Here is a 12,704-nt window from a genome sequence, read left to right as displayed (position 1 = left end):
ATAGTCTTCCCTTCTCCTTTACCGTCTTCTCAAGCTGCTGTGAAAATCTGTCTCCGACGGGCGCCAGGATTATCCCGCCTTCTGCAAGCTGCTCAACGAGGGGTTGGGGGATTTCGGGAGCTGCTGCCGTAATGAGGACCCTCTCAAAAGGGGCCGCTTCAGGCCATCCCAACGTCCCGTCTCCGACCTTCAGATGTACGTTCTGATAACCGAGGTCTCTGAGGGCTGCGCCGGCCCTCTCCGATAACGTCTTCATCCTTTCGATCGTGTAGACTTCCCGCGACAGTTCAGCGAGAATTGCGGCCTGATAACCGGAGCCCGTTCCTATCTCGAGGACCCTTTCATCGCCCCTGAGGTCAAGGAGCTCCGTCATGACCCCGACCATATAAGGCTGTGATATGGTCTGTTCCTCGCCGATAGGAAGGGCCATGTCTTCGTAGGCCCTGTACCACATATCTTCACTCATAAAGAGGTGTCTGGGGATCTTCCGCATGGCCTTGAGAACGCGACTGTCCCTGATACCGCGCGGAACAAGTTGCGTCTCCACCATCATGTCCCTGAGCTTCTGGTAGTCCTCCTGCCTGTTATCCCTCACGTTACCCTTCTCATGATCTCCTGTGCCGCAACCACCCCGGAGACAGACGCCTGTACAAGCCCCCTGCTCACCCCTGCCCCGTCACCGATGGCAAAGAGATTCGCGATCTCGGTCTCGAGGTTATTGTCCAACTTCAGCTGCATGGAATAGAACTTCACCTCCAGGCCATAGAGAAGGGTATGCCGCGAATTCACTCCCGGTGCTATGCTGTCAAGGGCCTCGATCATCTCAATGATGTCCGATAGGTAGCGGTAGGGAATGACAAAGCTCAGATCACCGGGCGTAGCATCCTTGAGGGTCGGCTGGACAATGCCCTTTGCGATCCTTTCAGGCGTCGACCTCCTCCCCGAGTGAAAATCACCGAGCCTCTGGACGATGACGCCCTGTCCGAGAAAATTTGCGAGTCTCGCGATGTACCTCCCGTAAGAAATCGGTTCGTTAAAGGGCTCCGTAAAAACCGTGCTTACGAGCAGCGCAAAGTTCGTGTTGTTTGTCTTCCTTTCCGCGTAACTGTGGCCGTTCACGGTCCAAATCCCCTTGAGATGTTCCTTCACAACTTCGCCGTAAGGATTGACGCAGAAGGTCCTGACCTTGTCATCAAACTTTTTCGAATAAAACACGAGCTTCGGTTCGTAGGTTACCGAGGTGAGATGCTCCATGATCGACGCAGGGATCTCAACCCTCACACCGATGTCCACGGGATTCTGGAGAAGTGTCAGGTGAAGGCCCCTGACCTCGCGTTCAAGCCATCGTGAACCTTCTCTTCCGGGTGCGAGTATCACAAAATCAGCGAAGACCTCTTCGCCGCCTCTGAGACGAACACCCCTGACTCTCCGCACCGGCCGACCATCATCGACGAGTATCTTCTCAGCGCCGGACTCAAAGACAACATCAACGCTTCCCCGGAGGGTATCTCTCATCCTTCTCAGGAGGCCGCTGCACCATTCTGTCCCGATGTGTCTCACCCTCGAAGGAACAAGGATAAGGTCGTTCTTCGACGCAAGCCTTTCCAGTTCCTTCACAGCATCGACACTGCCGCCATAGGTCTCTGCCGGCGCGCCAAAGCGGACGTAAATCCCGTCAACGTAATCTATCAGAGCCTGGAGTCTGTACCGATCGATATATCGGGTAAGATACCCTCCTACCTCCGATGAAAGGGTCAGCTTGCCATCGCTGAATGCGCCCGCCCCTCCCCAACCGCTCAAGAGCTCGCACTCAGGACACTCGTTGCAGGATATATCCCTTACCTTCATGGGACAGAGCCTCTCGTCCAGGTCTTTGCCCTTTTCGACCATGAGAATCCGAAGGCCCCCCCTTCCCTCCGTGAACTCGAGGGCGGCGAATATGCCGGCAGGACCTGCGCCGACGATGATAACATCATACTTTTTCATGGGCCGTCCTCATGAAATTCTGCCTGTTCTTTCATAAGGTTCAATGCGGTATAATTCGTGAAATCGAGGTGCACCGGGGTAACGGAAACATACCCTTCCTCAACGGCATTGATGTCAGTGTCTTCACCGTGCTCCCAGTACAGCACACCCCCGCCGATCCAGAAGTGCTGTTCGCCCCTCGGAGAGATGACATCCTGAATCGAGTTGTCATAGATGCGCTTCCCCTGCCTCGTGAGCTTTATCCCCTTTACCAGTCCTCTCTGGAGATTCGGCACATTCACATTGAGGAACGTGTCGTAAGGGAGGTGTCTCTCCATGATATACCTCGCAACCTTGAGTGCGTACGTTGCAGCCGTGTCAAAGTGAAAGTTCCTGTCTCCGTGCAGAGAAACGGCAAAGGACGGAATACTCATGATCGTCCCTTCTATTGCAGCAGAGACCGTTCCGGAATAGGTAATATCGTCTCCGAGGTTTCCGCCCCTGTTGATGCCGGAGACGACGAGATCGGGCTTCCGGGGAAGGACCTTGCTTGCGCCGATCACGACAGCATCGGTGGGAGTGCCGTTTATCGCGTAGACATGCTCCCTCAACTCATCCACCCTGAGGGGCCTGTGAAGGGTCAGGGCATGGCCGACAGCGCTTCTTTCCCTGTCAGGCGCAACAACATAGGCATCTCCGAGTTCCTTCATCGCCTTAAAAAGCGCGATCAAGCCGGGCGAATGCACTCCGTCATCGTTCGTGACGAGGATGACCATTGTCAGATCCGACAAAGAAATCGGTGATCGTGAGTGGCTTCGGGGCCACCATGGTGAACCTGCCGGAAAGAGATAACCTCTTCCTCTTTCTCCAAGCCTTTTGCATGTATGCATTATATCAGATATTGTTGTGCCGGCAAAAAGGAGCCATTTTTTCTGGCGGAAGTCTCAGGCAATAGGGTACAATGATGCCATCATAATACTCGACTAACGGAGGTCTCATAAAATGCAAAAATGGAAATGCGTTGTCTGCGGTTATATCTACGATCCTGAAGCCGGCGATCCCGACGGAGGCGTGGCTCCCGGTACATCCTTTGAAAATCTTCCCGATGACTGGACCTGTCCCGTCTGTGGCGCGTCAAAGGATATGTTCGAAAAGATTTAGGACCTTCGGACCCGGAAGATTGCTGAACACGTTGTCAGAGAGGGGTACCATGGTTATGGAGAACCGTCCGTGGTCCCTTTTTGTCTTCATGGATGGCCGGTCCCCGAGAAAGGTCAGGCCTCTGCGATCAGCTCACGAAGAACGTAAGGAAGGATCCCTCCATGCCGGTAATAATCGAACTCGATGGCGGTATCGATCCGCGAAAGGAGTCCCACTTCCTCCCTCGCGCCGTCCCTGCGTCTGATCACGAGGGGAATATCCTGCTGTGGCCTCAGGTCTTCGGGAACAAGGATATCGAACTCTTCGTCGCCCCGGATATTGAGGGTCTGGACCGTGTCATTGCCTTTGAACTGCAGCGGCAAAACACCCATGCCTACAAGATTGGAGCGATGGATACGTTCAAAGCTCTTCGCGATCACCGCCTTCACACCGAGGAGCTGTGTGCCCTTGGCTGCCCAGTCGCGGGAAGAGCCGGTGCCGTATTCCTCGCCGCCAAAGACGACCGTTGGTACACCTTCCGCCAGGTATCTCACTGCGGCATCGTAGATAGACATCTCTTCCCCTGAGGGCTGGAAGATGGTGAAGCCGCCTTCTATGCGTGACCCGTCAGCCTTCGGCGGCATCATAAGGTTCCTGATGCGGACGTTGGCAAAGGTGCCGCGCACCATGACATGATGATTTCCCCGGCGGGTGCCGTAACTCTGGAAGTCGGCCTTGGGAACATTGTTTTCGATCAGATACCTGCCTGCAGGGGAAGTCTCCTTTATCGAGCCGGCAGGGCTGATGTGATCAGTGGTCACCGAATCACCGAAGATACCGAGTGCACGGGCATTGGAAATCTTGCTGACCCGGCCAGCCTGCATGGTAAAGCCCTGGAAGAACGGCGGTTCCGCAATATAAGTGGATTTCGGCCAGTCATAGACCTCTCCTGAAACCGAAGATACGCTGTTCCACAACACATGGTCCTTTGTAAGGTCTGAATAGAGACGCCGGAAGGTCTCAGGATCTGTTGCGAACTTCATCACCTCGGCGATCTCGGAACTCCCCGGCCAGATATCCCTGAGGTAGACCTCTTGTCCGTCCTTGCCTCTGCCCAACGGCTCGCTTTCCATATTCCTGAGAACCGTTCCTGCGATGGCAAAGGCCACGACAAGGGGCGGACTCATCAGGAAGTTGGCGTGGAGATTCGGATGGATACGGGCCTCGAAGTTGCGGTTTCCTGAAAGGACCGCGGCGCAGACAAGGTCGTTCTGGACAATCGTCTCTTCAATGTCATCGGGCAATGGTCCTGCATTGCCGATACAGGTCGTACAGCCATAGGCAGCCACGGAGAAACCAAGCTCTTCGAGATAGGGCAAAAGTCCGGCCTTCTTCAGGTACTCCGTTACAACTCGAGATCCGGGCGCAAGGGATGTCTTGACATGTCTTTTTACCGCAAGTCCTTTCTCCACTGCCTTCTTTGCCAGCAGACCGGCCCCAAGGAGAACTGCAGGATTGGAGGTATTCGTGCAGGAGGTTATTGCGGCGATGATCACGTCTCCCGATCCCACATCAACGCCCTCTCTTGTCTTGAAGCGCTTCCCAAGGTCACCGCTCTTCCTGGCGAAGCCGTTTTCGGACAAGGACCTGGTAAAAAGGTCAGAAAAGGTCTCCCTCAGGTTCGAAAGTTCGATGCGGTCCTGGGGCCGTTTCGGTCCGGCCACAGACCTTTTGATTTCTGACAGGTCAATCTCGATGACTTTCGAGTACTCCAATTCGCCCGACCTCGGCATGCCATACATTCCCTGGGCCCGGAAGTATGATTGAAATGCTGCAATCTCGTCCCCGGTGCGGCCGCTGCCACGGAAGAAATCGACGGTGATATCATCGACGGGGAAGAAGCCCATGGTCGCCCCATACTCGGGCGCCATGTTGGCGACTGTCGTCCTGTCAGGCAGTGCCAGAGAAGCAGCGCCCTCGCCAAAGAACTCGACAAAGGTTCCGACAACCTTTTCCTTGCGCAGTATTTCGGTAATCGTCAGAACGAGGTCTGTTGCTGTCAGACCCTCTTTGAGGTTGCCTTTGAGATTTACTCCCACAACGTCGGGCGTCAGGAAATATACGGGCTGACCAAGCATTCCAGCCTCTGCCTCAATTCCGCCGACGCCCCAACCCACAACGCCGATGCCGTTGATCATCGTGGTATGGCTGTCGGTGCCCACAAGGGTGTCGGGATAGTAGAGGCCTGCCTTATTATGCACGCCGCGGGCCAGATATTCGAGGTTGACCTGATGGATAATGCCGACGCCAGGCGGGATCACCTTAAAGGTATTGAAGGCGTTCATGCCCCACTTCAGGAACTGGTACCGTTCCTTGTTGCGTCTGAATTCGATCTCCATGTTCTTTCGCACGGCGTCAGGCTCCCGACAGTAATCGATCTGCACCGAGTGATCCACGACGAGATCGACGGGAACGAGGGGCTCGATGATCTTTGGGTCCTTGCCCATCTTGAGGGCCGCAGACCTCATGGCAGCGAGGTCACAGAGGAGAGGGACACCGGTAAAATCCTGCAGCACGATCCTTGCCACAACGAAAGGGATCTCATCAACGCGGGTTGCGCCGGGACTCCAACGGGCAAGCTGACTCACATGATCTTCGGTAATCTTTTTCCCGTCGTAATTACGCAAGACCGATTCGAGGACGACGCGGATCGAGACCGGCAGACGGGAGATCCTGCCAAACCCCGCCCGTTCCAGAGCAGGAAGGGAATAGAGTCTCCCCTTCTTTCCATTTCCCGGATCAAATTCACGAAGAGTATTGAAGAGGTTATGGCTCATGATTCGGTCAGATCACGAACATGTCAACAAATTCATGCACGGGCATCGCTTCCAGTCTGGCCTGATCCAGAGCTACGTCGAGGATCGCCTTTTGCTGCTTTGCAGGGAGGCGGCGGGCAAGGTTGGTCTTGAACTTCTCGACAAGCACGGGAATCCCCTCCTTGCGGCGGCGGCGGTGGCCGATAGGGTATTCCACGACCACTTCCGGCAGTTTCGTCCCGTCCACCAGTTCCACGGAAAGGGCGTTGGCGATGGATCGCTTCTCAGGGTCATGGTAGTCCCTGGTGAATTGCGGATCTTCCACGCATATAATCTTCTCCCGCAGGAGATCAATGCCCGGGTCGGAAGCCACATTGTCCTCGTAATCAGCGGCGGTAAGGCGACCGAAGATGAGCGGCACGGCAACCATATACTGGATGCAGTGGTCACGGTCCGCGGGATTATAGAGCGGCCCCTTCTTATCGATGATGCGGATCGCAGCTTCGTGGGTGCGAATCATGATCCTCTTGATATCATCGGCTCTCCTGCCCATATCCCTGAGTTTGGCGTGGAGGGCCATAGCGCATTCCACCGCAGTCTGGGAGTGGAACTCTGCGGGGAAGGAGATCTTGAAGAGCACGTGCTCCATGACGTAAGAGCCGTAGGGCCTCTGGAATTTAAATTCATTGCCCTTGAAGAGGACATCGTAAAAGCCCCAAACTTTGGCAGTCAGGGCAGAGGGATAGCCCATCTCGCCTTTCAGGGCCATGAGTGCGAGCCTCACGCCGCGCGCTGTTGCATCGCCAGCTGCCCAGGATTTCCTGGAGCCCGTGTTGGGGGCATGACGGTAAGTCCTGAGAGACTGGCCGTCCACCCAGGCGTTGGAGAGCGCGTTGATGACTTCATCCTTTGTGCCGCCCAGCATCCTGGTCACGACGGCGGTTGTGGCCACCTTCACGAGGACGACGTGGTCGAGGCCGACGCGGTTAAAGGAATTCTCCAGGGCTAGGACACCCTGGATCTCGTGGGCCTTGATCATGGCGGTCAGAACTTCTCTCATCACCATCGGCTTTTTATTCTCTGCCAGCGCCTTGCGGGAGAGATAATCCGCCACAGCGAGGATTCCTCCCAGGTTGTCAGAGGGGTGGCCCCATTCTGCAGCGAGCCAGGTATCGTTGAAGTCGAGCCATCGGATCATCGTCCCGATATTGAAGGCCGCCTGCACCGGGTCAAGCTGAAATTGCGTGCCCGGAACCTTTGAGCCGTTGGGTACGACAGTGCCGATAACGATAGGTCCCAGGAGCTTTGTACAGGCCGGATAACCTAAGGCCTCAAGTCCGCAACCAAGGGTATCGATAAGACAGGAGCGCGCAGTATCAAAGGCCTCATCTGACTTTATTTCATAGTTACAGACATAATTGGCGATGTCGACCAGGACCTTGTCCGGTTCAGGCCTGACATTGGAGATATATGAACTCATCCGGGCACCTCACCTTTCCTTTTTCTGTCGAAGCTTACTTCCGGTCTTTCAAAGGCACATACTTTCGGTCTTCGGGCCCGATGTAGTTTGCCGACGGCCGGATGATCTTGTTGTCGAGACGCTGCTCGATGATGTGGGCTCCCCAGCCTGTGGTCCGCGATATCACGAAGAGCGGTGTAAACACGGGAGTGGGCACGCCCATCATGTGATAGGAGACGGCAGAATACCAGTCAAGGTTGGAGAACATATTCTTCTCCCTTTTCATGACCGCCTCAATGCGGTCGGCGACATTGAAGAGATTCATATTGTCTCCGTCACTGCAGAGCTTCTTCGCGATCTCTTTGATGATCGGGTTCCTGGGATCGGAGACCGTGTAAACCGGATGGCCGAAACCGATGATGATCTGTTTGTTGGCGACCCTGGCGACAATGTCCGCCTCGGCCTCGTCGGGATTCCTGTACCGTCTCTGGATTTCATGGGCCACTTCGTTCGCACCGCCGTGTTTCGGCCCCCGAAGGGCGCCAATGGCGCCCGTAATGGCCGAGTACACGTCGGAGAGCGTCCCCACGATCACGCGGGCGCAAAAGGTGGATGCCGTAAACTCGTGTTCAGCATAGAGGATGAGAGACTGGTCGAGAGATTTTTCATGGAGGGCCGATGGCTTCCTGCCGTGGAGAAGGTGCAGGAAGTGGCCTGCAACGGTCTCGTCGTCTGTTTCGACCTCGATCCTCCTTCCATTATGACTGTAATGCCACCAGTAAACGAGCATGGAACCGAAAGACGCTATGAGTCTGTCCAGGATGTCTCTTGCAGCCTGAGGGTTCTGGTCGTCCTTTTCAGGGAGCACGGTGCCGAGGGCTGAGCAACCGGTACGCATTACATCCATGGGATGAGCTGCAGCAGGGATGTGTTCCAGTACCGCCTTCACTTCGGCAGGCAGTCCCCGCAGGTATTTGAGCTTCTTCCGGTAATCCTTCAATTCGGATTCGTTGGGGAGTTCGTCATGAATGAGCAGATAGGAGACTTCTTCAAAGGTGGATTCTTTCGCAAGTTCCTGGATGTCATAGCCACGGTAATGCAGGTCATTTCCGGTACGGCCCACCGTGCAGACAGCCGAGTTTCCGGCTATGACGCCGGAGAGGGCGACGGATTTCTTTACCTTTTGAGTGATGACTTCTTTCTCATTACTCATGATTCTTCCTCCTTCGAAAACATGGTATCAAGCTTCTGTTCGAAAGCGTGGTAATCGAGATAATCATAGAGCTCCGCACGGGTCTGCATGAGGTTAAGGACGCTCTTCTGACTTCCCTCCTTGCGGATAGCGTTGTAAACGGCAAGGGCGGCCTTGCTCATGGCGCGGAAGGCGGAAAGGGGATAAAGGACAAGGGCGACCTCAGCCTCACGGAGTTCTTCCACGGTATAAAGGGGGGTGGCGCCGAACTCGGTGATGTTGGCGAGAATCGGGACCTTTACCGCCCTAGCGAATTTCCTGTACATGTCGAGGTCAGTCATGGCCTCCGGAAAGATCATGTCAGCCCCCGCCTCCACAAAAGCACGGGCTCGATCGATGGCCGCCTCGAGACCCTCTACGGCGAGGGCATCGGTTCTCGCCATGATAACGAAGTCAGAGTCGGTTCTGGCGTCGACAGACGCCTTGATACGGTCGACCATCTCGTCTTTGCTTACGATGGCTTTGCCGGGACGGTGGCCGCACCGCTTCGCCTGAACCTGGTCCTCGATATGCACTGCTGCGGCACCGAACTTGATCATGGATTTGATCGTACGGCCGATATTGAATGCGCCGCCCCATCCCGTGTCGATGTCAACGAGGACGGGCAGTTCAGTGATATCGGTGACACGCCTGAGATCGGTGAGCACATCGTCCATGGTGGTGATGCCGAGGTCGGGGATGCTCCAGGAACTGGCTGCGACACCGCCTCCGGAAATGTAGAGGGCCTTGAAGCCCACGCGCTCGGCCAGACGCGCGGCGTAGGCATTGATAGCCCCCACCACCTGAAGAGGCTTCTCTTCTTTCATTGCAGCCCGGAAGCGGGCCCCCGGAGATGATAATCTGTTCATCGCCTCTATCCTCCTGAGCGTATCCGGAATTGCTCCTCACCGAATGGGCGCTGCTGTCTTTGTTTTATGATATCGGTTGCGGTCTTGGCGCCGTGTCTTCCTACAGCTCCGGGCCGGAGCCGACAAGAAAAGACCATCTAATAATAGCAGAACAACCCCATCAAAGCAATATTCGCGTTACTCAAGGACCGCCTTCGATCAGGCACTGGTTAGGTGGGACATGGAAGAACAAGTGAATGGTTTCAGTGTCATAGGAGAACTACAGAAGGGCTAGAATTTTTCCGCCTATTCCATAAGTATTCATGAACTGCCTGCTCGCTTAAATCAAAACGTTATTCTTCCTCTCGGTGTAACGTTCGTCCAATGAAAAAGTAGTGCGAATGCACCATACAAGAAAACGAGAAAACAGAGAATGCCCAAAAAGAGCCTCGCCTTAGAAGGATTGGAGTATCGGCCTTCAAAAAACATATCAACTTTCTTGCAGAACAGGAAAGAGAGCGCCATTACAAAAATCACCAGAAGACCGGAAATATATATAAAATGACCAATAGTGAATTCCACATTCCCTCAAACTCTCATCGGTGTTTGTAATTAAAACGACCATTCTCAGGGGCACGGGGCACGAAGGCCGGAACTAAGAAAAGCCTCTAATCCCGCGTCGCCTGGAGCAAATTGTGGTGGCTTATTTTATTTGTGTTATTCCGAGATCTTTGCAGATTTTCCGCACAAGGTGATCATCAATTTCATTATGTCTCGGAATAGATGACCTTCTATTTTGACTCGGATTCCCCCACCAAGAATGACGGCTGCCCTCTCTGATAAATTCGCAGCCCTGTGACCGCAAATATTTCAGCAGGTCATTTCGTTTCATATAGCAATTTTTTCTTCAGTATATCCTGTTCCAACAGCGGAGAGAGCTTCTTGGCGATTAAAGTCGAGAGCCTCTTTTAAAGTAAGCCGAAGGCTCTCAATTAACTCTTCCCGCGTTCTTTCTTGACAGTTAACTCCTGGAATTTCCTCTATCCACCCAATCCACCACTCGCCTGATTGCTTTATTATTGCCGTGTACTCTGTATTCATCATTGACCTCCTGTGTACAGATTTCTTTCTTCTTCCCCGAGCGAAGCGAGGGGAAGAACGACCGTGCTAACCAGCGAACGTATATGCCAAGAATGAAAACCAAACGGCGTTTATTGCGAGTCTGGTTGAGCATTTTGTTCGGCACCTTTTCTTTTCTTACGTGAAATTATTGTTTTTTCTTCACACCTTTTTTGGGCGGAATGCTTCTTTTGGGTTTGCGCTCGCCCTTGGCCGAGCGAGCTGCTTTAGAAAGAGCTTCCAATAAATCAGGATCGATTAACATGCTTTGAAAGGCCTTTCGTAGCCAGTCCTGGGCATTATGGAATACTTTTACTTCGTTCTGTGTAATTCTGAGATCATCCATCTTTTTGGGATGTGTTATGCGGTTTCTTATTTCGATCAGCGTAAGAACATCATTCCATTTTGGGTCGTTTGCGTCACGGAATACATTTTCATTGAAAAATCGAGCTGCAAGCTCAAGTGTAAACAATAAATTGTTCTTAAACGGAATAAACTTTTGAGATGTTGTTATCTTGCCATTACTACCGATACTGCAAGACCTTTCCTGAAGCAAGAGAATTTCTTCGGGCGACAAGTCATGCTTAGATAATTGACGCGTATGTAGTAGTAGTTCATGAAATAGAAACATCTTTGCTTCCAATTCAGAGAATAATGTCCTTATGCATGTTCTAGCGGCAAATTCATAGGTGGTAAATCGAAATAGTTCACCAGCCTCCTGCAAGTCGTCATTCAGTTGGCTCATCATTTCGATCATTTTCTTTATATGTCTGATCAGATTAGCCTTTGTGTCATCGCCTTTAAAATTGTCCAAGGTTTTCAGAATCTCTTTCTTATTCATTGGGCGCAACTTTCGTAGTTTTCTACAGTTATCATTCAAATGGAAAATCGGCAGCTATAGATAAAAAGAATAATATTTTCTCTTGATAGCGAGAGTCGAAGTGAACCATGTTAAAGCGCGTCATGTGCTTGTTGCGCTTGCAGAATTCGTTGAACTGAGTGCGCCATAGTGAAAGGAGCAATGTCTCGGAGTTAGACAAATTATTTTCGTACTTCCCTTTTTTGAGCGCATAGATGGTGTCGGTCTTTTCATCATAGCGCCAGAAATCATCATATGGCATTACTGGTGACGTGAAGAGGAAGCTCCATAGCCTTTTATTCGCATTAATTTTAGTGTAATTCTTATATTTGTCCGCAAGTTTTAGCCTAAGTTGGTCTTCAAAACTCAGGAGAATCTCTACCGTCTTTTTTAAATAAGCCTTGTCAACTTCTATGCGACTACCAAAGTCTTCACGCATTTGTGGTCCCGCAGTGGCACGATATTGGTCGTTCACTATCAAATTATTGTGAAGAAGTAAATTTCGTGTAGCTCGAATCTCTTTTATATCATTTCCTATTGTGTCGAAATAATCGGCCCAGTCTATCGAAAAATGATCTAATGCTCTTTTGAAATAATCATCAAATGATTTATATGAAAGCCCTATTATGTGGGCCTCAGCAGCTTTTCTTAACAGTGCGAAATAATTCTCAAAGAAGATATCTTTTTCAAACTTAAAATCATTATTCGGTAATTTCATAGGGAAACTTACGAGAAGATACTCCAAAACATCAGAGAGCATAACCTCAACTGAAGAAACTGCCATGACGAAGAGCCCGTGGGCTATTACTTCATGTTTTAGATCTTCGACGTGAGCAGAAATCTCCTGAAGTTTCTTAGTTGATAAGTCAAGGGGTGCCAGGAGTTTCTTAACGATCATTAAATTAGGATAATCTTCGAGTCTCATTTATTCTCCGGCTAATTGGGGACACATCCTCTATTTCCCTTTTCCTTTCTTCGGTCTTCCCGGCGACCTTAGAATAAACCTCTTCTGAAGTTTCTTCTCCATAGTTTCTATGAACGTTCTTAGACCATAGGGCCTGCCAGTTTTCGTTGAATATCTGATTCCCTGCACCACTTCTTCAGGAAGTCTCGTACACAGCATTTTTCGATAATCTCTTCTCTGCCCCTCCTCAAAGAGTTCTTCTCCCAATATCTCGTCCCTTTTGCCTGTTATATGCGCCCTTGCACTTGACAACGGATAATCCTCCGCCCTCTTTACCATCTTTGCCCGTACCGGATTCTGCTC

12 protein-coding genes are annotated in these 12,704 nt (G+C 52.0%); 1 reads left to right on the top strand and 11 read right to left on the bottom strand.

Annotated elements, in window-relative coordinates; translation table 11 throughout:
• The 3 genes from VFG09_08260 to surE form a co-directional block, all read right to left on the bottom strand.
• Nucleotides 1-595: protein-L-isoaspartate(D-aspartate) O-methyltransferase (locus VFG09_08260; protein ID HET6515138.1), on the bottom strand; the 595-nt coding region annotated here is incomplete at its 3' end.
• Nucleotides 592-1,986: an FAD-dependent oxidoreductase gene (locus tag VFG09_08255; GenBank protein HET6515137.1), complete on the bottom strand. Its 1,395-nt coding sequence runs from the start codon at nucleotides 1,984-1,986 to the stop codon at nucleotides 592-594. The genes VFG09_08260 and VFG09_08255, both read right to left, overlap by 4 nt.
• Nucleotides 1,983-2,741: a 5'/3'-nucleotidase SurE gene (surE, locus tag VFG09_08250; GenBank protein ID HET6515136.1), complete on the bottom strand. Its 759-nt coding sequence runs from the start codon at nucleotides 2,739-2,741 to the stop codon at nucleotides 1,983-1,985. The genes VFG09_08255 and surE overlap by 4 nt, the downstream gene beginning before the upstream one ends.
• Before the next feature lie 226 nt (nucleotides 2,742-2,967).
• On the opposite strand from surE, the gene VFG09_08245 reads away from it, so the two are divergent.
• On the top strand, nucleotides 2,968-3,126 hold the full coding sequence (locus VFG09_08245; protein HET6515135.1) for a rubredoxin: 159 nt from the start codon (nucleotides 2,968-2,970) through the stop codon (nucleotides 3,124-3,126).
• Between the two features lie 113 nt (nucleotides 3,127-3,239).
• On the opposite strand, the gene acnA is transcribed toward VFG09_08245, so the two are convergent.
• The 8 genes from acnA to VFG09_08205 form a co-directional block, all read right to left on the bottom strand.
• Nucleotides 3,240-5,942 (bottom strand): aconitate hydratase AcnA, encoded by a 2,703-nt coding sequence (gene acnA / locus VFG09_08240; protein HET6515134.1) that lies wholly within the window; start codon nucleotides 5,940-5,942, stop codon nucleotides 3,240-3,242.
• A 7-nt stretch (nucleotides 5,943-5,949) separates the two neighbouring features.
• Complete coding sequence (locus VFG09_08235) at nucleotides 5,950-7,401, bottom strand: bifunctional 2-methylcitrate dehydratase/aconitate hydratase (GenBank protein ID HET6515133.1); 1,452 nt, start codon at nucleotides 7,399-7,401, stop codon at nucleotides 5,950-5,952.
• 34 nt (nucleotides 7,402-7,435) lie between these two features.
• Nucleotides 7,436-8,593 carry a 2-methylcitrate synthase gene (gene prpC / locus VFG09_08230; protein HET6515132.1) on the bottom strand — a complete coding sequence of 386 codons (1,158 nt, stop codon included), beginning with the start codon at nucleotides 8,591-8,593 and terminating at the stop codon, nucleotides 7,436-7,438.
• Nucleotides 8,590-9,480 carry a methylisocitrate lyase gene (gene prpB / locus VFG09_08225; protein ID HET6515131.1) on the bottom strand — a complete coding sequence of 297 codons (891 nt, stop codon included), beginning with the start codon at nucleotides 9,478-9,480 and terminating at the stop codon, nucleotides 8,590-8,592. Before prpB ends, prpC begins: the two co-directional genes overlap by 4 nt.
• Before the next feature lie 867 nt (nucleotides 9,481-10,347).
• Entirely contained in the window at nucleotides 10,348-10,563 is a 216-nt protein-coding gene (locus VFG09_08220) for a hypothetical protein (protein ID HET6515130.1), read from the bottom strand.
• A gap of 163 nt (nucleotides 10,564-10,726) precedes the next feature.
• Nucleotides 10,727-11,419, bottom strand: a complete 693-nt coding sequence (locus tag VFG09_08215; protein HET6515129.1) for a hypothetical protein — start codon at nucleotides 11,417-11,419, stop codon at nucleotides 10,727-10,729.
• A 31-nt stretch (nucleotides 11,420-11,450) separates the two neighbouring features.
• Nucleotides 11,451-12,362: a hypothetical protein gene (locus VFG09_08210; protein ID HET6515128.1), complete on the bottom strand. Its 912-nt coding sequence runs from the start codon at nucleotides 12,360-12,362 to the stop codon at nucleotides 11,451-11,453.
• Between the two features lie 30 nt (nucleotides 12,363-12,392).
• Nucleotides 12,393-12,680, bottom strand: a complete 288-nt coding sequence (locus VFG09_08205; protein HET6515127.1) for a hypothetical protein — start codon at nucleotides 12,678-12,680, stop codon at nucleotides 12,393-12,395.
• Nucleotides 12,681-12,704 lie beyond the last annotated feature (24 nt).

The sequence above is a fragment of the Thermodesulfovibrionales bacterium genome (genome assembly GCA_035686305.1).
Classification (GTDB): domain Bacteria; phylum Nitrospirota; class Thermodesulfovibrionia; order Thermodesulfovibrionales; family UBA9159; genus DASRZP01.
The sequence above is the reverse complement of the archived record's forward strand: the minus strand, read 5'-3'. Positions and strand labels throughout refer to the sequence as shown.